The organism is Blautia sp. HCP28S3_G10 (genome assembly GCF_052065235.1).
Taxonomy (GTDB): Bacteria; Bacillota; Clostridia; order Lachnospirales; family Lachnospiraceae; genus Blautia_A.
The window spans coordinates 152,788-176,803 of the sequence record NZ_JBQHUL010000003.1 but is presented as its reverse complement, the minus strand read 5'-3'; the positions used below and the strand labels follow the sequence as shown (position 1 = coordinate 176,803).

Sequence of the window (24,016 nt, the reverse complement as noted above, 5' to 3'; positions counted from 1 at the left end):
CGGATTATGTGTTTGGAAACAGAAGCCGCTCATTCTCATATTCATACAACGTATCTTTTGTCACCAATTTATGTCTGATCTCCACATTATTATCAACCCAGTTTTTACTGCGCCTGTCAACAAGGCACTGTAACCCTTCATATCCCATCTTGAATTCATTCTGATATGCCAGCATATGAAGATTTTCGTTATCAAGATCATTTACTGTCTGACCTGTATTTCCAATACCATAAATCAGAACTTCTCTGCCGTTTTTTTCATAATTACTTTTTTCAGAAAGCCATGCAGCTGCAGCTTCCTGTGTAGCATATTTATCCAGTGCAACAATGTAACTGCCACACTTTGAAAACAGTGTTCCTATAAACAAGCTGAGACTGTAGTCTCCGCTGCCTCTTGTAAATGTCTCTATCTCTATATCTGAGTTGTCCTTTTTCAGTGCATCAACAAGTCCCTCATAGCGAAGCCGGACACTGTCCCTTTCCATATATTCACAGATAACTGCTACTCTGTGATCATCCTGCCGTTTTTTTATATCTTGCAGCAATGCCTCCCCCAGTTCATATCCCATCTGATAATCATCTGTACGCACGACCGGATATTCATTTCCTGCCCCTGTCTCAACAAACAGAAGCGGCACAGAAAAAGACATCCCTCCAAGTTCTTTTCTCAGGGCTTCACTGTCAGAAGCTGCCACAAGAATTCCTGCCGCCCCTGCATCAATCTCCTTCTGGATTGCAGCTGCCTGATCTGATGCTGTATCTCCTCTTCCCATGTGGACATAATTTACTTTGATGTTCAGATCCTGTTCGGCCTGACGCATTCCATCTGCAAGAGTTTCCCATTCATTATCTGTATGTTCATAGAGAACAACTGAATAATTTACCGGTTTCTGTGGGCTTTCTGTAGAAATTCCGTAAGCATAAACTACCATCAGTACTATCGTCAACACACAGATGACTGCCCATATTCTCCAGCGTGCTTTTCGCTTCATCATTTATCACCTCCGGCTTCGCTGACCACATCCTCGGTTTTTGGAAGGTGAATCCTTATGATTGTACCTTCATCTGGCTCGCTCTCTATCTGCAGTCCATATGTTTCACCGAAATACAGCTGAATTCTCTGGTGTACATTTCGAAGACCGATTCCAGAACCTTTGCTTCGAACTTTCGGCTCTTCTGTCAGAAGTCCGGCTACCTGTTCTTCCCGCATTCCGAGTCCGTTATCCTCAACCTCAAAATACAGATCATTTTCTCTGGTATATGCACGGATATATATTTCTCCATCTCCGTCCATATATTCCATTCCATAATAAATGGCATTTTCGATCAGAGGCTGCAGAATCAATTTAATTGTTTTATATTTTTCAATATCTTCTTCAATCTCAAAATATGATATAAATTTGTTTTTATAACGGTATTTCTGAATATCCAGATAACTCCTTGCATGCTGCAGTTCTTCGCCCACAGTAATAATATTTTTCCCCCTGGAAAGACTGATCCTGAACAGTTTTCCAAGAGCCTGTACCATTGCCACAGCATCTTCATACTGCTCACTCTCTACCATCCACATAATAGAATCCAGTGTATTATAAAGAAAATGCGGATTGATCTGAGACTGCAGTGCATCCAGTTCGCTTTTTCGTTTTTCTTCCTGTTCCTTTACAATATCGTCCGTCAGCTTGCGGAGCTGTTCCACCATAGAAAGTATGGTCTTTCCAAGATGTTGGATCTCCGGCGGACCTCCAATGTAAATTTCCGGCTCTTTATCCACTCCAATTCCTTTAAGAGAATCTTCCAGTTTTTTCATTGGTCTTGCCACCCGGACTGCCACAAACTGGTTTGCAAAAATCATCAGAAAAATTGACAGCGAAAGCATGATTCCTGCCACAATTCTTGTTCTGTTTGCGTTCTGATAAAATATCTTTTTCGGAGTAACACTGACAATTTTCCACCCTGTGTAACCTACAGTCTTCACAATGACTGTTCTGTCTTCACCCTGAAAAGTCTCATCATAAACTCCATCATCGTACTGGCTTGCTGTTTTATTGTTTTCTTTCATCATACTGGAAAATATAAGATTCTGTTTAGGATGATAAATAATATCTCCATCACTGTTAATCAGATATACATACCCCAGTCCCTGACTGTTCACCTTTGTGAACAGCTGGCGGATGCCACTGAAATTCATGTCTACAAGAAGAATTCCTCCTGACATCCTGCCACGGTTAGTAAGTTCTACACCACGGCTCAGAGATACAACCCAATAATAACGTCCACTGCTGTTTTCGAAGATATTTTCAACATGAAGTTCTGAAAAATGGAGGTTCTCCATCTGATTTTCAGCACTAGTAAACCACTTCTGACTGCCAAGATCAACGTTTTTCTTGAGCGTTCCAACAGGTGCAGCCCCCAGAAGGCTTCCTTCTTCATCAAAACATGCCACGCTTACCAGATTGTCTTTATTTGATTCATACAGAAGGTTCAGTTCCTGGCTGATATTGTCCTGACCCAGATCTACTTTTTTGATGACATTATAATACATGGCATCTGAAATACGCATCATGGATCTCAGGTAATTATTAAGGTTGATCTCCACCTGATCGATCAGCTGTCTGCTGTCTTTTCGCACCATTTCTTCTGTTGCATTGCCATAGCTCTGAAGCAGAAAACCGCCGATAAATACCATTCCTACCAGAGCAACCAGTGTAAATGATACTGATATCACAAACTGGAGTCCACGGCTGTTCGCATATTCTGCAAGCTGTTTCCATTTCTTTTTTATAAATTTCATAGACAGTTATACTTTCTCTGTTGTTTGGTAATATGATTTTTCAGGACTGTTTTCTCTCTTCATCACTGAGGCTTGTACGGTATTTTGAAGGTGAGATCCCGTACTGTTTTTTGAAAACATAACTGAAATAATTAGGTTCTGTATACCCCACTGCCTCTGCGATCACATATGTCTTATCTTCTGTAGTACGAAGCAGTTCTACTGCGTGTTCCAAACGTATCTTAGTAAGATATGCCACGAATGACATGCCAACTTCTTTTTTGAAAATAGTAGAAAAATAGGCTGCCGTCACATTCAGATAACGGCAGAGACTGTCTGCCGAAAGATCATTTTCCCTGTAATGTTCTTCTATATACTCCCGTGCCTGTTCCGTCAGCCTTGCAGTGGAATCTCTTCGTTCATGGCGAAATGTGTGCCGCAGATTAGTGCAGACTTCCTGCAGCCATCCTTCCAGATCTTCTATGGAAATATATTTATAAAGTTCCTGCCAGGAACCGCTGTGTTCTCCGAATATCTGCTTCGTATGAAGTTTATAGGAGCGCCCGATCTTTACAAGTTCTGTAAGAAGTTCCATAAACAGAAGCTGATACTGGCTTGGTGAAATTGAAGTCTTCCTGATATTATTCATAAAATCAGCAATTGCTGCATCTGTTTCTTTCCGGTCGCCGACTTTTACTGCATGGATCAGATTCTGAAAATCATATTCTGCCGGTGAAATGAAATCCTTCAGACTTGGTTCAATATCATGTATATATATTACCTGCCCACCGCCCAGTATCGTATGATATTCCAGAGCATTTAACGCTTCCTGATAAGAAGTTCTCAGTTCTTCAACCTGATCACATGCAAGCCCGACTGCCGCAGTGACCGGTATCTGGAGCACGCGTGCACTCATTTTACATATCTGGTCAAGATGATAAAGAACTTTATCCATTTCTTCTTTATCATGAAGCATAAATACAAAAATAACCTGATCCAGGAATAAAGTACTGTAAAAATCCACACGTTCTCTCAGATAATCCTGCGCCATTTCTTTAAGTGGAAGTGTCATAAACTGACCGTTCTGCCCCATATCCTCTCCCGGACCCGATTCCGGATAAAGAATACTGACTACATAACATGAAGCATCCAGCTTCATCTCATATGTCTCCATCATACTTCTGACACGGTCTCCTGAAATCCGTCCTTCCAGGATTCCCATCATCAACTGCTCTCTCATTGCCGGAAGACTCTTACGATAATACTCTGACAGTTTGTTAAGATTCCTGTATTCACTGAATTCCTGATCAAGTTTTCCCTTTATTCTGGTAAATACTTCTGTTATATCTTTTGCACTGATAGGTTTCAGCAGATATTCCTCAGCCTCCAGATGCACTGCTTCTCTTGCAAACTCAAAATCATCAAATCCCGAATAAATAACTACTTTCATATTACGGTAATTTTCCTTCAGCTTACGACACAGAGTCAGTCCATCCATATAAGGCATTTTAATATCCGTCAACACCACATCTATATGAAGCTGTTCAGCCAGTTCCAGAGCCTCCTGTCCGTTCTCAGCGGTACCTGCAAGACAAAAACCAAGCGCCTCCCAGTCAATTTTCCTCTTCATAGCCTGCAGCACATCCGCCTCATCATCAACCAGCAACAAATTATACATTTCCATAGCATTCACCTTTCCATGTTGTTATCACAAGTATACCATGAAACATAGGATTTATAAATTACAATGTACAAAATAAAAAAGGGACAAACGCCTTATACAGCTTTTGTCCCTTTATTATTTTATTATTCTGATATTTAAATCCCTGCCGGTTTAGAATTGCGTGGCCAAACAGGGGGAGTCTGAGGGGGAGATTCGGCCTTCGCAACTGTGAGATTCTCCCCCTCAGGGTTTTACTTCTTAGCAATATATTTACGAATATCCAGTGCGATCGCAACTACGATTACGACACCCTGTGCAATATACTGGTAGTTTGTATTTACTCCCAGGAACTGCAGAGAAGATTTCAGAAGTTCGAATACTGCAACACCGATAATAACACCGGATACTTTACCGATACCACCGTTTACAGATACACCACCGATGGTGCAGGCTGCGATAGCTTCAAGTTCGTATCCCATACCCATGTTAACACTGGTACCACCGGATTTTCCACCAAGAAGGAAACCGGCAATTGCATACATAGCTGCTGCTGTTGTATAGATAATGATCTTTGTTTTCTTTGTATTAACACCAGATACTTCTGCTGCAACTTCATTTCCACCGATTGCATACATATATTTACCATGACGGGTATAATTATAAATGAACCAGAAAATAGCTGCTGCAATTATAAGATAGATAAACAGAACCGGAATACCGGCGATTTTTCCCTGTGTAACTGAAATATAGTCTGCACGATATCCACCGATCGGAACGGAGTTTGTGATAACAAGTGCAATACCATAAATGATCAGCTGCATACCCAGAGTTCCGATAAATGCAGGAACCTGAAGATAGGAAATAACAATACCATTGATAAGACCAAATACTGCACAGATTGCAATAACGATCAGAAGAATAACCCATACATTCAGCTGTGGGAAGTTCGGCCATACTTTACCAGGTGCATCAGGTTTCTGAAGCATGATACCAGCAAGGCAGGCACTTAAACCAACTGCACGACCTGCGGAAAGGTCAGTACCCTTTGTGATCAGACAGCCGCTGACACCGAGTGCGATGATAACACGCGGAGCTGCGTTGATAGCCAGGTTTAAAAGGTTTCTTACACTACGGAATGTAGGTACTGTAATTCCTACGTAAATAACCAGGATCATCAGAAGTATGATGATACCATTATCCAAAAGAACTTTTTTGAGATCGAATTTCTTTGATTTATCCATTCTATTTTCCTCCTTCACTTAGAACTGTGTAGCAAAATGCATGATGTTTTCCTGTGTAGCTTCAACACCTTCAACTTCACCTGTGATCTTACCGTTACACATTACCATGATACGGTTGGAAACACCTATCAGTTCCGGCATCTCTGATGAGATCATTATGATTCCCTTGCCCTGTTTTGCCAGTGCGATCATAATCTGATAGATTTCATATTTCGCTCCGACGTCAATACCTCGGGTAGGTTCGTCCATGATCAGGACATCCGGATTGTTTGCCAGCCAGCGTGAAATGATTACCTTCTGCTGGTTACCACCTGACAGTGACTGAATAAGCGTTTTACTGCTTGGTGTCTTGATGCTGAGTTTTGCTACATTATCCTGAACAAGATCTTCAATCTTCTTTGTGTTCAGTTTGATTCCTGCCTCAAGATAATGGTCAAGCGAAGCAATAGAAACATTATCTGCAATGGAAAGACAGCCAAGAATACCGGAACCACGGCGGTCCTCAGTGATCATTCCAATACCGTTACGAATCGCATCCTGCGGCCGTTTGATATCCAGTTTCTTTCCATTCAGTTTAATTTCGCCTTTGGTTATATGACGAATACCGAAAACAGCTTCCATAAGTTCTGTTCTCTGTGCACCTACCAGACCACCGAAACCAAGAATCTCGCCTCTTCTCAGTTTGAAAGAACAGTCCTTAAAAGAATTGTCGTGAATGCTTGTAAAATCATTTACTTCCAGAAGTATATCTCCCGGAGTATTATCCAGCGGAGGATAAATATTGGTAAGTTCACGTCCAACCATCTGTTTTACGATTTCATCATCACTGATATCTTTCATTTCCCAGGTGCCTACATAGCCACCATCTCGCATGATCGTGATATCATCAGAAATTTTGCGAAGTTCTGCCATTTTGTGAGAAATAAATACAAAGGAAACACCTCTGTCACGAAGATCTCGAACAATACGGAACAATGCCTCGACTTCGTTATCTGTCAGTGAAGAAGTAGGCTCGTCAAGAATAATAAGTCTTGCTTCCTGTGACACTGCCTTTGCGATTTCTACGGACTGCATCTGAGAAATGGAAAGATCACCCAGTTTTCTCTTCGGATCAAATGGCATTTTTACATTTTCAAGCCATTTTTTTGCTTCTGCATTCATTTTTGCATGATCAATAACTTTCAGTGGTCCCACCGATTTGGTCGGATAACGGCCCAGATACATGTTTTCTGCAATTGTTCTTTCCGGAACAGGCTGCAGCTCCTGATGCACCATCGCCAGTCCTTTATGTAATGCTTCATCAGGATTATTAATATTGACCTTTTCTCCATCTACGAAGACTTCACCTTCATCCATATGATAAATACCGAACAGGCACTTCATGAGGGTGGATTTACCAGCTCCGTTCTCACCCATGAGCGCATGTACAGTACCCGGGCGGACCTTAAGTGTTACCCGGTCCAGCGCCTTGACGCCCGGAAAGCTTTTGCTTACACCGCGCATCTCCAATCTATACTCTGCCATCCCACTCTCTCCTTTCTCACAAAAGTGGGTGTGCCCCTTTCGGCACACCCAGATTAAACATTATTATTGACTCAAATAAAATTATTTGATTAACTCAAGGATATCTGCTGCATTGTCAGAAGTTACTTTTACATAGTCAACCATGTTTACAGGATCAACTTCTTCGCCTTTGAGATATTTAACTGCCAGTTCAGCTGCTCCATGAGCCTGTCCGAAGTAATCGTTGAATACTGTACCTGTCATGTTGCCGTCGATGATGTTCTGAACTGCATCTGTAAGAGCATCAACACCTACAAGGTAGATATCTTCGCCAACAGTTCTTCCAGCTGCCTGGATTGCCTGAAGAGCACCAAGTGCCATTGCATCATTGTTACAGAATACAACTTCTACCTGATCGCCAAACTGTGTCAGAGCGTCCTGTACGATCTGCTGTCCTTTAGCCTGATCCCAGTCACCTCTCTGAAGAAGAAGTTCTTCTGTTTCAACACCAGCGTCTGTAAGAGCTTTTACAGAATATTCTGTTCTGTACTGAGCATCGATGTTTTCCGGGTCACCCTGAACCATGATATAGGAAACTTTGCCGTCGCCATTGATATCACCTTTGTTTTCTGTTTCAAGGATTTCTTCGCCCTGATATGTTCCTGACTGTCTTGCATCTGCACCGATGTAAGTAGCTTTGATTCCGTCAGAAGCCCATCTGTCAGATTCTGTTTCATCTGGCTGACGGTTAATGTAAACAACCGGGATTCCTGCATCGTTACACATATCTGTAACCTGAGGTGCGGAAGAGGACTGAACCAGGTTCAGGATCATAACGTCAACCTTATCTGTGATAAAGTTGTTGATCTGGTTTGTCTGCTCAGCCTGGTCATTTTTACCATCCTGTACTACGATATTGCTTTCATTAAATCCAAGATCTTCTGTCAGATAACGAACCAGCTCTGTACGATAAAGAGTCATAAAGTTATCTGCGAACTGATAAATACTGATACCAATCTTAGTATTATCAACGTCAACACCATCCATATCTACAGTTGTTTCTGCAGCATCGTCAGCAGCGAATACACCAACTGCTCCTGTCATTGTAGTAACGCCCATTGCTACACAAAGTAATCCTGCTAAAACTTTTCTTTTCATGAAAAACTTCCTCCTTTTTTCTAATGCGGTTTACCCCCCGCCTGATGATTGTATTCTAACAGAGCGATTATAAAAAATACATATAATTTTTTTGGGTCTATCTATAAATTTATTATCACTTTTAATATTTATGCACAATTTTCATTTATATTTTTGTGCAGTTTGCCCATGCCCGACTTGTTTTTATATGAAATTCTTTAATTTTTTATAGTTATTACTGTACTTTTCATACAGAAAAATTTCTTGATATCACCACGCAGAAATGCTATATTGTGACAATAAGGAGCGATAAAACATATGAACAAAAAAGAAATATCAGAGATCAAAAAGCAGTTTTCTCCCAGCAACTGCGCCATTACACGTATCTGTGGCTGCTATGTTGACGGCGAAAAAAACAAAAAAACAAAATTAAAAGAAGCTTTTCTTTCTCTTTCAGAAGAAGAAATGTTTAAATACTTTGAAATCTTCAAAAAAACTCTTTCCGGAACTCTCGGAAAAAACCTTATTAACATGGAATTCCCTCTTGAACAGGAAAAAGAGGGTGGCACACAGGAATTTCTTCTTCGTTTAAGAGGAAGTAAACTTCAGGATGATACCATTCTCGATGAATTTTACGACAAAGTCATTGAATCCTATGACTATGGCGAAAATTATTATATTATCCTGATTCATGCAGTTTATGATGTTCCCGGCAAATCCAGTGACGGCCAGGAAATGTTCGATGCTTCTGATGAAATTTATGATCATATTCTCTGTAGCATCTGCCCTGTAAATCTGTCCAAAGCAGGACTTTGCTATAATGCTGAAACCAACAATATCGAAGACCGCATCCGTGACTGGATCGTGGAAATGCCGGATCTTGGTTTCCTGTTTCCTGTATTTAATGACAGAAGCACAGATATTCACGGACTTCTCTACTATTCCAAAAATGCAGAACAGTTGAGAAGCACTTTTGTAGATGAACTTTTTGGCTGTGTGACTCCTCTGTCTGCCGGTGGACAGCGTGACTCTTTCAATGCGCTGGTTGAGGAAACTCTTGGCGAGGACTGTGCCTATGATACTGTCATGAACATTCATGAAAAATTAAACGAATGGGTCGAGTCCCAGAAAGACTCTCCGGAACCCGCTGTTCTGACAAAACCGGAAGTGAAACGGCTTTTTGAAGAATGTGGCATAGAAGAAGAAAAACTTGAAACTTTTGATCAGTGTTATGAAGCCACTGCAGGAGAAAACGCCTCCCTTATGGCAGCAAATATAACCAATACCCGTCGTATGGAAATCAAAACTCCCGATGTAGTGATCCACGTAGATCCGGACAGGGCCGAACTGGTTGAGACCAGAGTGATCGATGGCCGCCGATGCCTGGTAATCCCGATGGAATGTGATGTAGAGATCAACGGAATCCACGTTTCCACAGGTGAAGGAAGCGAGTACCCCGATGAAGATGCTGAGTCTTCCGAAATCTGATAATCCGAAAAAGCCCACGGCATCATGCCATGGGCTTTTCTATATTTACTTTATTCATAAATTCCATTTACTGTAACATCAAATACAGCTTCTTTACCTGCAAGATCTGTTGCCTGATAATCATCTGGGAATGTAACTGTAACTTCTACTTTATCTCCAGGATGAGAACCTATCAGCTGATCTTCAAAGTCATCAATATAGCTTCCTGATCCGATAACAAGATCTGTACCACTTCCATCAGTACTTCCACCATCAAATGCCTCACCATCAATCTTACCTACATAATCAATATTAACAGTATCTCCATCTTTTACTTCAAGGGAAGAATCTGTATTAAGTTTTTCTGCTGCCTCTGTTGCTTCCGGTGTTGTTGTAGCTTCTGCAGCTTCAGTTACTTCTGGTGTTGTTGTAGCTTCTTCTGTAACTTCCGGTGTAGGTGTCACAATCGAAAACTTATGACTGTCTGTAACTTTCAGAGTCTTGAGAACTTTTTTATCAACAGTTACATCTGCTTCATCAAGCCATTTCTCTGTTGTTTCTTTATAAAAATCTTCCTGACGCGTACTTGCAATAGATTTCTTTTTGCTTTCTGTTGCATCTTTATCCATCTTTTCTTTCAGCTGAACAACATAGAATCCTGTATCTGTCTCAATAACATCAGGTCCCATCTGACCATCATCAAGAGTTCTTAAAACTTTCAGGACTTCTTCCGGATAACCGCCTGAAGTAGTAGTGCTGTCTTCTTCATCACTGTCCTCATCTTCTGATGCATTTGCATCAAATGTACCATCCAGTGAGAAATAAGAATCATCTACGGATTTCGCTGTTTCATTCAGATCAGCATCCGGATTTTCGTTCATAGCATCCAGAATCTTCTGAGCTTCTTCTTTTTTGGCTTTGATCTCATCATCACTGAGATCAGAAGTATTAATGCTGACATAGCTAAAAGAAGACTGCTGTGCTTCTTCATCTGTAACATTTGTATCTACATCTGCAACAATAGAATCATGAATACGTTCTTTATAAGTTACAAGTTCCAGATATGTTTTAACCTGGTCTTCTGATACAGCAAGTTCTTTCAGAGTATCTTCACTGTTTGCTGCAATAAACTGAGAAGCTGCTTCTGCGATCGCTGCTTTATCATCATCTGTTACTTCGACTTTGTAATCAGCAGCTTTTTCTTTAAGAATGTACATAATCTCAAGATCCTTCAGAGATTCTTCTACAGCCTGCTCGCCGTATGTCTTTCCGTCTTCAGTATCTGAATCCCAGATGGAATAACTCTGTCCACCCATAAAACTTGCATACATTGCTTCTGCCTGCGCCTGATTTTCACGTGTTATGAGGCTTAATATTCCAATCGGAACATCAGTTCCGTCAACTGTCGCAACGGTTTTGGTTCCGTCTAATTTTTTACTTCCACAACCTGTAAGCATTCCTGCAGCCATAACACCTGCCAGTGCAGTAACGGCTGTTCTTTTTATCGCTCTTTTCATCTTTTCCTCCATTGTTGCCAGATTTCATATAATCAAAAGTATAATCTTTTTTTGCTTTAAGGGCAAGATAAATCATAAAATTATCACAAATATTATTTCCGCTCATTACTTCTACTCTTCTACCATGCTCTCCAGTTCCTGCAAAAATTCTATCAGACTGTCAAGAACTTTCCCTTCCGGTGTAAGAATAAATTTCGGCTCCTGTTCATTTTTGAACTGCAGTCCACGTCTGTATTTCTGCAAAAGTACAGGCATACCTGCTGGATTCAGTTTTGCTTTTTCATAAAGGGTGATACGCATATCTTTTCCAAGCTGTTTGATCTCCGTCACATAAGATCTGTGGGCGAGCGCTTTTATCTTCGCAATTGTCAGAAGATTCATAACAGCTTTCGGAAGCTCTCCAAATCTGTCCAGAAGTTCTTCCAACATATCATCATAATCCTGCTGCGTTTCTATACCCGCAATTCTTTTGTAAATATCCAGTTTCTGATATCCATTGCTGATATAAGAATCTGGAATAAATGCATCCATATTAAGATCAATCGTTGTCTCAAAGTCTTCCATTGTATGAATACCTTTTGCTTCTTTGACTGCTTCGCTGAGCATTTTGCAGTAAAGATCATATCCTACGGCATTCATATGTCCATGCTGTTCTGCACCAAGAAGATTTCCCGCGCCACGAAGCTCAAGGTCACGCATGGCAATTTTGAATCCGCTTCCCAGATCCGTATATTCACGAATAGCCGACAGCCTTTTTTCTGCTGTCTCTTTCAACATGGTATTCCGTCTGTACATAAGAAATGCATATGCCGTACGATTAGAACGACCGATGCGTCCTCTCAGCTGATAGAGCTGTGAAAGTCCATATCTGTCAGAATCATGAATAATCATGGTATTTACATTGGATATATCAAGACCGGTTTCTATAATTGTTGTTGATACCAGCACATCAATATCTCCATTTATAAAAGCATACATAACTGATTCCAGCTCACGTTCACTCATCTGTCCATGTGCAAAATCAATCCTTGCGTCAGGGAGAAGTTTCGACAGACGAAGTGCCACATCCGCAATATCGTTTACTCTGTTATAAACATAATAAACCTGTCCTCCCCTGCGCAATTCTCTGTTTATTGCTTCCCTTACAGTCTCCTCATCATATTCCATAACATAAGTCTGGATAGGAACTCTGTCCATGGGCGGTTCCTCCAGTACACTCATATCTCTGATACCGATCAGACTCATATGAAGAGTTCTGGGAATGGGAGTTGCTGTCAAAGTAAGAACATCAATATCTTTTTTCAGCTGTTTTATCTTTTCTTTATGCGCAACGCCAAACCGCTGTTCTTCATCAATGATCAGAAGACCTAGATTTTTGTATACCACATCTTTTGAAAGCACTCTGTGCGTGCCTACTACAATATCCACCTGACCTTTTTTCAGATCAGCAATCGTCTTCTGCTGCTGGGCTGGTGTCCGGAAACGACAGAGAAGATCCACACGTACAGGAAATTCTTTCATTCTCTGAACAAAAGTGTTATAAACCTGCTGTGCAAGTATGGTGGTCGGTACCAGATAGACTACCTGCCTGCTTTCCTGAACTGCTTTGAATGCCGCACGAAGTGCTACTTCAGTCTTTCCGTAACCAACATCACCGCATACCAGACGATCCATAATCTTGGTACTTTCCATATCACGCTTCGTATCTTCAATTGCAGACAGCTGATCTTCTGTTTCTTCATATGGAAACATTTCCTCAAACTCTCTCTGCCATACTGTATCGGGTCCGCAGACATAACCTTCTTTTTCCTGACGAACTGCATAAAGTTCCACCAGTTCGCGGGCAATATTCTGGACCGCTCCCCGAACTCTTGACTTCGTCTTTTTCCATTCCTGTCCGCCCAGTCTGTTTAGCTTCGGTGTTTTTGCAGCTTCTGCTCCTGCATATTTCTGAAGCGAGTCCAGCTGCGTTGCAAGAATATAGAGATTGCTTCCATTACGGTATTCAATCTTGATATAATCTTTGACTATTTTATCAACTTCAACTTTTTCAATGCCACGGTAGATTCCAAGCCCATGTTTCTCATGAACAACGTAATCACCGATTGACAGCTCTGAAAAATCCTGAATTCTTTTTCCATTATATTCTTTTTTCTTTTTGCGTTTTTTCTGCTCTTTGCCAAAAATATCTGTCTCAGTAATAACAGCAAATTTTACAAGAGGATATTCAAAACCTTTCCTGGCATGACCATATACAACCATGATCTCTCCCGGATCCAGCACACGTTCTGAATCTGTGCTGTAAAAAGCACTCAAACCCTCGTCCTGAAGGTCTTTTGCCAGTCTTTCTGCCCTCGTCCTTGAACCGGACAGAAGCACCGTCTGATATCCCTGCTTTTTATAATTTCTGAGGTCTTTTACCAGAAATTCAAAACTGCTCTGGTAGGAACTCATTGATTTTACTGTCAGATAAAAATGCTCTGTCACATGCCAACGGCCTTTTTTTGGTTCCAGTGCAGATAAAGATACGCAGTTCCGGCTGTTTAGTTTCTTACAGAGTTCTCCCCAGCTGCACATCCATTTTTCAGAAAGATTCTGTGTTCCTTTTTCTTCACGGTTTCTACAGCTCTGACGAAATTCATCTTCAACCGCTTCCGCATTTTCTACCAGATGGTTCGGTTCGTCCAGGAACACCATGGTCTGGTCTTCCGGAAAATATTCCAGAAATGATACTCCGTTTTCCGTTGGCTGTTCTGCTGCCGGATAAATCGTGATCTCTTCAAGATTTTCCAGTGATCTCTGGCTCTGCGAATCAAAGCTTCTGATAGAATCGATTTCATCTCCCCACAGTTCAATTCGCCATGGATTTTCTTCCGTAAGACAGTAAATATCTATAATACCCCCACGAACGGAAAACTGTCCCGGCATCTCAACCTGTCCCACTCGTTCATATCCCATGTTTACAAGTGCATCTTTCAGTTCGTCAATATCCAGTGTACTGTCATTACGAAAGTGAATCAGCTGACTTCGTATTGATTCCAGAGACGCAACAAAATCCATACATCCATCCACACTTGTAACAACAGTAACAGGCTTTCCGGAAAGTAAAGCCTGAATAACTTTCATTCTCTGCCGTATCAGCAGATTTCCATGAATATCTGCCTGAAAAAAAAGCAGATCCCTGGCAGGATAATAGCAGACAGATTTATCGTAGAAACGATAATCTTCAAAAAGATCCTTAGTTTCTTTTTCATCTGCACCAATAATCAGATGATATGGAAAAAGCCCGGAAAGCCCATACATCATATGAGCTTTCTGGGACTCCATACAACCACTTATCTGCAGAATTCCACGATTCTTTTTTGCCTGTTTCTGAATTGCTTCCATCTCTGCAAGATTTTGCAGAGGCTGCAAAAATGCTTTCATACAACCCCCGATTTTCTGTTAAACTCATTCATGGCCGCATCCGGTCCATCACTGAGAATCATTTCTACTGCTTTGCAGGCCCGTTCCTGCGCATCCTCAACCAGTTCTCTACTTTTACTGTCAAACCGACCAAGCACGTAATCTGCCAGATCCCAGCCCTGCGGTTTTGCACCTACTCCAACTTTGATCCTGATAAATTTCTGTGTTCCAAGTTGTTTTATAAGATCTTTGATTCCATTATGTCCACCGGCACTTCCCTGTTTACGGATACGCAGATTTCCCGGTTCAGTATCAATATCATCATAAATAACGATCATTTCTGTTTCCGGATCGATTTTAAAATAATTCGCCATATCACGAACCGGTCCACCGCTGAGGTTCATATAAGAAAGAGGTTTCATCAGAAGAGCCTGCTGCCCCCCGATAATTCCTTTTCCGTACATGGCATTAAACTTAACACCGCCCTGAGGAATCCTGTACTCCTCCACAAGTTTATCTATTACATCAAATCCCATATTGTGTCTTGTAGCTTCATACTGTCTTCCGGGATTTCCCAAGCCTACGATCAAATACATGTCTTTTCCTCACTAGTTAAAGTATACCATTTCCTCTTCCAGAGGATCGCAGATTTCCACATGATCTGCATAAAGCACAATGCCCTCTCCCTGGTATTCCATACGGTTTTCAATTCCAACTTTTGCAGTAACCTCAACCCACTGTCCGACTGCCAGTTTCGGTGCATAAGCACTTTTGCAGACATATCCAAGAAAAGTAGTATCATCTGCACAACAGGTCATTGCCGTCCTTCCAGGAACAAAGAACTTGCTTCCCATTCCTCTTGGTTTCATAACCTTTGCCTTAAATTTTACGGTTTTTCCTTCATAATTTTCAGGATGATCCATTGCATCTACAAACCAGATGCCATAATCTTCCGGCAGAATATCAATAACAGGCGCATTAATGTCAAATGGCATTTCGTCCTGGAAAATATCTCCCAGTTCACCCTCTTCATCCTCAAAAATAACCTCAGCCCTCTGGTTTGCAACCTTGATTCCTCTTCTGTAAGTCGGAAGAGGATCGCCTTCTTTACAGCGGTTAAAAATAACCATGTCTGTATTCTTTATCATATCCATAAAGATAGATTTCATGTTGGCCATATACACCTGGAAAGTGCTTGCATCTACACAGGTAATCTGCTGCTCAACTCCCCAGCCTTCCGGAAGCTGCATTTTTTCGAAATTGCTTACCAGCCACATTCCGTTATATTCTATGATGACACGCTCCGGCTGATGCAGAATGTCCATGGCTGCCAGACGATCTGTAGTAAAATCTTCTTCATCTTCAATAACTTCCACAACTGTATTGCTCATTTCAAGTACAGCCGGATCATATTCTACTTCTCCTTCTTCGCAGAGAATCAGAAGAGTTTTGCCTTCTGTATAAAAATAATCCTGCTGCAGGGTGAAATTCAGGAAAGAGGTCTTACCACTTTCCAGAAATCCTGTCATTAAATAAATAGGAACTCTGATTTCATCCATTCGTTTTTCCTCCATTATAAGCCAAACAGTTCTGCCAGCTTATCTTCTTTCAGTTTGGAACCGATTACACAGAGACGGCCTGTATATTCCGGCGCTCCCTCACGTATCTCTGTTTCTTCCGGCACCATATCAAAATAAATCCATGTTCCGTCTTCTGCGGGAAGCATTCCTTTTGCACGGAGGATTGTTCCGTATTCATCAGAAGCGGAAAGTGCCGCCAGCATTTTCTCAAGGTTATCTCTTGTATATTTTTTAATTGTTTCACGGCCCCAGCTTGTAAATACTTCATCAGCATGATGATGGTGATGATCATGTCCACATCCGCATTCATGGTCGTGGTCATGGTCGTGATCGTGATGATGTTCATGCTCTTCGTGGTCATGATGGTGTTCGTGCTCTTCGTGGTCGTGATCGTGATGATGTTCATGTTCTTCGTGGTCGTGGTCATGATGATGACCATGTTCATGAACATGTCCGCATTCCGGGCATACTTCCTCTTCTTCCATAAGTTCCTGTTCCAGAGAAACCGGATGTTCCATAACCTCAAGGATCTTCTTTCCATCCAGTTTTTCGATAGGAGTTGTAATGATTGCAGCTTTGCTGTTGATCTCACGGAGAAGTTCCATGGCTGCCTGGGCTTTTGCTTCATCTACAATATCTGTACGGCTCATAATGATTGCTCCGGCATATTCTACCTGGTTGTTAAAGAATTCACCGAAATTTCTCATGTACATTTTGCATTTTTTAGCATCAACAACTGTTGTGTAACTGTTCAGTACGAGACCGGTTTCTTCTTCAACGCCCTGTACTGCTTTAATAACATCAGACAGTTTTCCTACTCCTGATGGCTCGATAAGAATTCTGTCCGGATGATATTTACTGATAACTTCTTTCAAAGATGCACCAAAATCTCCAACCAGAGAGCAACAGATACATCCTGAATTCATTTCACGGATTTCAATTCCTGCTTCTTTCAGAAAACCTCCGTCAATACCGATTTCGCCAAATTCATTTTCAATCAATACTACCTGTTCATCTTTAAAAGCATCTTTGAGAAGTTTTTTGATAAGAGTAGTTTTTCCTGCTCCAAGAAAACCGGAAATAATATCAATCTTTGTTTTATTCATAACCTGTGATTCCTCTCTTTCTGTTTATGTTTTATTATGCTAACTTTTTGTTATCATGCTGGGATTAAAAATCCCTAACTATAATACCTACGAATTGTTTCGTGCCTTGCACTCCCACAATTCTGGTATCATAACGCAACTTGACCAGGAAGTCTGGTGTACCACCCTGTTCAGCGTTGTACACCAGGCCCCCTGGCTCTAAAGATAATGGGGACATGAACCAGTCACGCCCCCACTTATTATGTAACTGTTCATAACGGTCACAGTCACTATTCTTACTTAATCAGCCGTTGATCATGAAGCCCAGAAGTTTATCAATGTCTTCTTTTTCGTATGCAACAATCTCAAGTTCCGGGATTTCTCCGCCTGAGAAAATATTTGCAAGAGATACATACTGGGACAGTTTGGATTTAAGATTCAGTCTGTCACCTTCACCTGTAACAAGTTCTACTTTACCTTTGCAACTGTCAACTACTTCAAAAAATTTGTCAATGTCTTTAATGTGAGATACTTTCATTTTTATTCTCCTTTCAGGTTTTTCTATCCTGTAAATATTAATTACAATCTTTCCTCAATTCGCGTTCAGTATAACCTATCCTTTCACAAATTGCAATGGTTTAATTGTAAAATAATATTTAAGAATATGCAAAATGATTATGCAATTTGCAGTTTCATTCATCAATATACAAAAACCGCAACGCCATAAGGCGGCAATGGATAGCCGATGGAATATTCCCTGTGGTCGCATTCCTGTTCCACTGCTTTGTAAATCTGAGGTTTTTCCAGTAATCCATGTTCATCCATAATAAGTTTATACTGTTTTTTCTTCGGAACACCGACCCGGTAATCACTTCTCTCAACCGGTGTATAACTGACAACAAACAGAAGATTATTACGTTTGGTAGGAGATTTACGGACGAAACTGAAAATACTCCTGTCAGCATCATCTGCATTGATCCACTCAAATCCCTCTGGTGTGCTGTCACCTGCATAAAGTGCCGGATATTTTTTGTATGTATGAAGCAGCGTCTTCACAAATGACTGCAGATCCTGGTGGTTTTCCTCTCCAAGAAGATACCAGTCCAGTTCTCTTTCTTCACTCCACTCACGAAGCTGTCCAAATTCCTGTCCCATAAAAAGAAGTTTCTTGCCTGGATGGAAAAACATAAATGCATACGCTGCTTTGAGATTTTTGAACTTGTCATCCGGATATCCCGGCATTTTGCTCAACATGGAACATTTCAGATGAACTACTTCATCATGTGAAATTACAAGGACATATTTCTCGCTGTAAGCATATGTCATGGAAAATGTCATTTTGTTGTGGTCACCTTTTCGGAAATATGGATCAAGTTTCATATATTCAAGGAAATCGTTCATCCAGCCCATATTCCATTTCAGCGAAAATCCAAGTCCTCCGTCTTCTGCTTTTCCGGTTACCATTGGCCATGCTGTAGACTCTTCCGCAATCATTACAGTTCCATGATTCCTGCCAAGAACAACTGTGTTCAGATGCTTAAAAAATTCAATTGCTTCAAGGTTTTTATTATCACCATATTTATTGGCAACCCACTGTCCATCCTGCTTACCATAATCCAGATACAGCATAGAAGCAACTGCATCTACACGAAGACCGTCTACATGGCACTCTTCAACCCAGAACAGCGCATTCGCAATAAGAAAATTCTTCACCTCAGGTCTTCCATAATTATAAATCTTGGTTCCCCAGTCCGGATGTTCGCCCTGGCGCGGATCTTCATGCTCATATACTGCTGTACCGTCAAAATTGGCAAGTCCATGCGCATCTTTTGGGAAATGAGCCGGTACCCAGTCAAGGATAACACCTATCTTGTTTCTGTGAAGATAGTCCACCATATATTTAAAATCTTCCGGAGTTCCATATCTAGATGTAGGTGCATAATATCCTGTCACCTGATATCCCCAGGAACCGTCAAAAGGATGCTCTGCAATTCCCATCAGTTCTACATGTGTATAGCCCATTTCTTTTACATAAGCAGCCAGTTCATGAGCCAGTTCTCTGTAATTATAAAATCCCGGATCATCTTCGTTCTCAGCCGGATGTTTTTTCCATGATCCTGGATGTACTTCATAAATAGACATGGCATCTGTATTCTCATTGAATTCAGGTCTTTTCTTCATCCATGTGGAATCTTTCCATTTATAACTGGTAATATCAGTAATTCTGGAAGCGGTTCCCGGGCGAAGTTCCGCTTCATTTCCATATGGATCTGCTTTATATATTTCTTCTCCATGATATCCAATAATATAAAATTTATAAAGATCTCCGATTCTTGCCTCAGGAACAAACAATTCATAAACACCAATCGGGCCCAATTTCTGCATTGGATTCGTCTGTGGATTCCAGTCATTAAAATCTCCTACAACTGATACAGACCTTGCATTCGGTGCCCATACAGCAAAATAAACACCTTTTTTACGCCCCTGTGTAGTCGGATGTGCTCCCAGTTTCTTATATATATCGTAATGGGTACCCTGTCCAAACAGATATTGATCTAATTCTGAAAACTGTAATTTCGCTGCCATCCAAAACTCCTCCCTTAATTATTACTGACTGCAAATTCATTCTTTATTTATTCTGCACATTTATTTGCAGTTTTTTCAGTAATTTTATAGACACATTATACCAATCTGCACTCTTTTCGTCAATGTAAGATAACAAAAAGAGGACATTTCCAACGTAATTGTCAGATTGTCCTCTTTTGTTTATGTTATGTGATTTTATTCGGATTCATCGTCACTGTAATCACCGCTGTCATCTGAATAATCGCCTTCAGAATCATCGTAGCTGCTGTCATCTCCACCATCAGATACGTCTTCTCCTGATTCATCGCCATCACTGACATCTCCGTCACCTGAGCTTGTATTGTCTGTACTTCCATCCTCAGATGTAACTGTGCCGTTATATCCCGGAACATTACCTGCTGTAAGCTGGCTGTCCCAGAACTGAGAATATGTAGTATTCTGCAGTGTTACATCTTTTGCCTCTGCCAGCTCACTGACTGTCATAAGCTTATATCCCTGTGCAACAAGATCAGGAATCAGTTTCAATGCCGCCTGTACGGAAGGCTCATGGATATCATGCATCAGAATAATGGAACCGTCTGTCAGATCACCATTCATAACCGCATTATAATCTGCAGTTGCATCCATCAGACTCCAGTCCTCTGTATCCAGAGACCACATAAAGAATGGCTTCTGTACTGCATCATAGATATCCTGATTTGCAGCTCCATAAGGTGCTCTGGCAACTGTGGCTGCCTGTCCGCAGGCCTGAACTAATGCATCATCCGTCTTCTGAAATTCCGCCTTGACATCATCAATCGACATATTAGGCAACGTCTGACTCGGATGATCCCAGGTATGATTTCCAATCTCACACCCCAGATCTACCATTCTCTGTACTGTTGCTTCCCAGTTCACAACGTTCTGTCCCAGCATAAAGAATGTTGCATGTGAGTTATTTGCTTCCAGGCAATCCAGAAGTTCATCTGTATACTCTCCCGGACCATCATCAAATGTCAGCGCAAGTCTTGGTTTGTGTTTTGTCGGATCATAAGATCCATCATCGTTGAAATAATAATCATCGAAGCCCTTTGTAACCCAGCCTGTCTGTATATATCCGTTATCATCAAAGGAATATGTAACATTATCTATCGTCTGCAAACCGCCGGCATAATATGTACCGTCTGTATTCTGATACCATTTGCCGTTTTCATCTTCATGCCAGCCAGCTGTCAGCTGTGATGCCTTGACAAGACTGCTCTTGCCTTTAAGTGGAATTCTTATAGCCGCATTTGGATCAGCAGTTGTCTCGTCTGTCTCTGCCTGAACCTCTGCCGGTTTTTCCGGTGAAGATCCTCCAATTCTGTTTACTACAGGAAAAATAATCCCCCTTATTACAAAAACAACAACCAGTATAATCGCAGCTACATATGCGCCCAGACGCATCATCTTACGTCGTCTTATCTGCTGTTGTTTTTTGCGCATTCTCTCGCACAACACCCTCTTATCCATTGTTTTCACCTGCTTTATCTTACAATTTTTCTTCTATTTAATTTATAATACCCCATTTAACTCTGAAATACAATGATGATTCCTTAATTGTTTCTTAATTGTTTCATAGGGGAGTTACTGTTCACTCCGTTCACAGTAACCATGGGGAGGCTTTATATAACTTTTTTTAATTCCATTTTATCAGATACAAGAAGAATATCGGCTTCTTTCCCGGGTTCCAGTGAACCCACTTCTTCATAAATTCCAATACTCTTTGCAGGATTTACAGTTGCAGCTTTTACTGCAGTACCAATCGGAATACCAAATTCAATGGATTTACACATACAACCATAAAGGTTTGTTGCTGAACCAGCCAGTGTTCCATCATTCAGTACTGCTTTACGGTCTTTTACCGTGACTTCCTGTCCACCCAGTTCATACGTACCGTTTTTCATTCCTGCTGCTCTCATGGAATCACTGATCAGTATTACTCTGTCAGGGCCAAACAGACGAAAAGTCGCACGGATAGTTGAAGGATGAATATGATAACCATCGCAGATCAGTTCCACCATGCAGGAAGGATCATCTATTGCAGCTCCGATCAGTCCCGGTGCACGATGACCTAATGGCTGCATGGCATTATAAAGATGTGTCACATGATGTGCCCCAAGCCCCATAGCCTCGGAAGCACAGTCATAATCAGCCGCTGTATGTCCCAGCGAAATGCATATCTCTTCATGCATCTTCTTAATAAAATCCATAGCTCCTTCCATATTCGGCGCAAGAGTTACAAGTTTTATTCTGTTTCCGGAATACTGATTTAATTTTCGCATAAATTCCACATCAGGCTTCTGAATCCATTCCTCCACATGAGCTCCCTTTTTGGCGGGATCAAGGAAAGGTCCTTCCATGTTAATCCCACGCACCACAGCCTCATCAGGAGCACCTTCTATATTCTGAACAGTCTCAAATATGCGAACAAGCTGTTCCTCTGGAAGCGTCATGGATGTTGGGCAATAAGAGGTAATTCCTGATTTTTTTTCATATTTCAGAATTGTTTTCAGTCCTTCCCGATCTCCATCCGAAAAATCACATCCGGCAGCTCCGTGACTGTGAATATCAACCAGTCCTGGAATAACCATAAGGCCCTCTGCGTCTATTACTGTTTTGTCATCCAGCTGACTCTCTGATTCTACGATCTTATGATTTTTTATATAAATTGTCTTTCTGCTGAATGTCCCGTCTTCCTGAAAAACAAGTCCGTTTTTTATGATCATCCTTCTACCGCATCGTCTGTATTATCCTCAGATTCTGCATCCTCACTTTCGTCCTCTGTAGCTTCGTCTCCTGTATCTTCTTCCAGTGATTCATCTACAATTTCCATATCTGCATCACTGTCTTCATCAGTATCTGTGTCCTCATTTGCGATCAGATCATCGTCTGAACCTGTCTTTTCTTCTACAGTTGCCTGATCAACAATAAATTTCTGCACCCGAAGAAGTGCAAGTGACTCATCAACATCATGCTGTCCATAATACTCTACAAGTTCATCTATACTTGAAGCACCATATTCCTGACAAAGCAGATCCTTCAGTTCATCAAGCTCATTGTCCTCAATTGTCAGTCCTTCCTCTGTCATGATTCCCTGAACGATCAGATTCTGCTCAACTTTACTCTCGGCATACGTCTTACATTCATCATCATATTCATCTTCGGAAATTCCCTGTGCCTCCAGGAAATCGCTCATCTCTATTCCTGCTTCCTGCACATACTGCTCTGTCTGGGCTTTGTATTCCTCTATTGCTGTATTAACATCTGCTTCCGGGTATTTCTTTATTTCCGATGCAGACAGAACCTCTGTCCATGCTGAATCATAAAGATCTATATCAGCTGAAGTATCTGCATCCTTCTGCAGCTGTTCTCTGACAGAATTCTTGTATTCATCTACAGTCTTGTAATCTGTATTTGCAGCTACCCACTCATCTGTCAGTTCTGCCTTACGTGTAAATTTCTGAAGTGTAACCTTAAACACCACAGCCTTACCCGCTACAGAATCATCATAATAATCCTCCGGGAAAGTAAGATCCAGTTCCTTTGTTTCCCCGTCTTTCATGCCGATAATTCCATCTTCAAAACCATCGATCATGCTTCCTTCACCTACTGTCAGCTGATAGTCTTCTGCGGAACCACCGTCAAATTCTTTTCCATCTATAGTTCCTGTAAAGTTTATTGTGACGGTATCACCAGATTCAACTGTTCCGTCTTTTATTTCTTCACCTTTATCTTCAAGGTCATAGTCGATTTCTGCCTGTACATCATCATCTGTTACTTCCTGCGAGATTCTGTTCAGTGTCAGTCCCTTGTATTCCCCGATTGTCACATAATCTGATATGTCATCTACTGTTACCAGTTTCAGAGAAGCTTCTTTACTGGTTTTATCATCTTTCTCAGCTTTCTCTTCGGATTTTTTATCTGTAGTTTCTGTAGTTTTTTCATTTTTGGTGTCTTTTGCGGCTTCTTTTCCACATGCAGAAGCAGACAACACCATACACATTACTAAAATTGCAGCAACTGTTTTTTTCTTCATAATAAA

General features: G+C 41.1%; 17 protein-coding genes. 1 reads left to right on the top strand and 16 read right to left on the bottom strand.

Going from position 1 to position 24,016, the window contains the following annotated elements; genetic code table 11:
• Positions 1-4 precede the first annotated feature (4 nt).
• From ACTNB8_RS03025 to ACTNB8_RS03000, 6 genes are all read right to left on the bottom strand, one after another.
• The gene (locus tag ACTNB8_RS03025) at positions 5-994 is read right to left on the bottom strand and encodes a sugar ABC transporter substrate-binding protein (RefSeq protein WP_441052180.1); all 990 of its coding nucleotides are present in this window, start codon (positions 992-994) and stop codon (positions 5-7) included.
• Positions 991-2,790: a sensor histidine kinase gene (locus tag ACTNB8_RS03020; RefSeq protein WP_441052178.1), complete on the bottom strand. Its 1,800-nt coding sequence runs from the start codon at positions 2,788-2,790 to the stop codon at positions 991-993. Before ACTNB8_RS03020 ends, ACTNB8_RS03025 begins: the two co-directional genes overlap by 4 nt.
• A gap of 40 nt (positions 2,791-2,830) precedes the next feature.
• Positions 2,831-4,453 carry a response regulator gene (locus ACTNB8_RS03015; protein WP_441052176.1) on the bottom strand — a complete coding sequence of 541 codons (1,623 nt, stop codon included), beginning with the start codon at positions 4,451-4,453 and terminating at the stop codon, positions 2,831-2,833.
• Positions 4,454-4,683: 230 nt separating this feature from the next.
• Complete coding sequence (locus ACTNB8_RS03010; protein WP_441052174.1) at positions 4,684-5,673, bottom strand: galactose/methyl galactoside ABC transporter permease MglC; 990 nt, start codon at positions 5,671-5,673, stop codon at positions 4,684-4,686.
• Between the two features lie 18 nt (positions 5,674-5,691).
• On the bottom strand, positions 5,692-7,197 hold the full coding sequence (locus ACTNB8_RS03005) for a sugar ABC transporter ATP-binding protein (RefSeq protein ID WP_441052172.1): 1,506 nt from the start codon (positions 7,195-7,197) through the stop codon (positions 5,692-5,694).
• 81 nt (positions 7,198-7,278) lie between these two features.
• Positions 7,279-8,280 carry a substrate-binding domain-containing protein gene (locus ACTNB8_RS03000; protein WP_441052205.1) on the bottom strand — a complete coding sequence of 334 codons (1,002 nt, stop codon included), beginning with the start codon at positions 8,278-8,280 and terminating at the stop codon, positions 7,279-7,281.
• Between the two features lie 351 nt (positions 8,281-8,631).
• On the opposite strand from ACTNB8_RS03000, the gene ACTNB8_RS02995 reads away from it, so the two are divergent.
• The gene (locus ACTNB8_RS02995) at positions 8,632-9,801 is read left to right on the top strand and encodes a DUF4317 domain-containing protein (RefSeq protein ID WP_441052170.1); all 1,170 of its coding nucleotides are present in this window, start codon (positions 8,632-8,634) and stop codon (positions 9,799-9,801) included.
• Between the two features lie 50 nt (positions 9,802-9,851).
• Here ACTNB8_RS02995 and ACTNB8_RS02990 read toward each other — a convergent pair whose 3' ends face one another.
• From ACTNB8_RS02990 to tig, 10 genes are all read right to left on the bottom strand, one after another.
• Positions 9,852-11,297, bottom strand: a complete 1,446-nt coding sequence (locus ACTNB8_RS02990; protein ID WP_441052168.1) for an FKBP-type peptidyl-prolyl cis-trans isomerase — start codon at positions 11,295-11,297, stop codon at positions 9,852-9,854.
• A 111-nt stretch (positions 11,298-11,408) separates the two neighbouring features.
• A complete protein-coding gene (mfd, locus tag ACTNB8_RS02985; protein WP_441052167.1) occupies positions 11,409-14,723 on the bottom strand; it encodes a transcription-repair coupling factor in 3,315 nt (1,104 codons plus the stop codon).
• Entirely contained in the window at positions 14,720-15,298 is a 579-nt protein-coding gene (pth, locus tag ACTNB8_RS02980; protein ID WP_441052165.1) for an aminoacyl-tRNA hydrolase, read from the bottom strand. Before pth ends, mfd begins: the two co-directional genes overlap by 4 nt.
• A 12-nt stretch (positions 15,299-15,310) precedes the next feature.
• A complete protein-coding gene (locus tag ACTNB8_RS02975) occupies positions 15,311-16,261 on the bottom strand; it encodes a TIGR03943 family putative permease subunit (RefSeq protein WP_441052163.1) in 951 nt (316 codons plus the stop codon).
• Between the two features lie 14 nt (positions 16,262-16,275).
• Entirely contained in the window at positions 16,276-17,388 is a 1,113-nt protein-coding gene (locus ACTNB8_RS02970) for a CobW family GTP-binding protein (protein WP_441052161.1), read from the bottom strand.
• A 283-nt stretch (positions 17,389-17,671) separates the two neighbouring features.
• Positions 17,672-17,905 (bottom strand): polya polymerase, encoded by a 234-nt coding sequence (locus ACTNB8_RS02965; RefSeq protein WP_441052159.1) that lies wholly within the window; start codon positions 17,903-17,905, stop codon positions 17,672-17,674.
• A gap of 161 nt (positions 17,906-18,066) precedes the next feature.
• Positions 18,067-19,953, bottom strand: coding sequence for a 1,4-alpha-glucan branching protein GlgB (gene glgB / locus ACTNB8_RS02960; protein ID WP_441052157.1), 1,887 nt, complete (start codon positions 19,951-19,953; stop codon positions 18,067-18,069).
• Positions 19,954-20,148: 195 nt separating this feature from the next.
• The gene (locus ACTNB8_RS02955; protein ID WP_441052155.1) at positions 20,149-21,444 is read right to left on the bottom strand and encodes a polysaccharide deacetylase family protein; all 1,296 of its coding nucleotides are present in this window, start codon (positions 21,442-21,444) and stop codon (positions 20,149-20,151) included.
• 152 nt (positions 21,445-21,596) lie between these two features.
• The gene (gene nagA, locus ACTNB8_RS02950; protein WP_441052153.1) at positions 21,597-22,700 is read right to left on the bottom strand and encodes an N-acetylglucosamine-6-phosphate deacetylase; all 1,104 of its coding nucleotides are present in this window, start codon (positions 22,698-22,700) and stop codon (positions 21,597-21,599) included.
• The gene (tig, locus tag ACTNB8_RS02945) at positions 22,697-24,010 is read right to left on the bottom strand and encodes a trigger factor (protein WP_441052151.1); all 1,314 of its coding nucleotides are present in this window, start codon (positions 24,008-24,010) and stop codon (positions 22,697-22,699) included. Before tig ends, nagA begins: the two co-directional genes overlap by 4 nt.
• Positions 24,011-24,016: the final 6 nt, after the last annotated feature.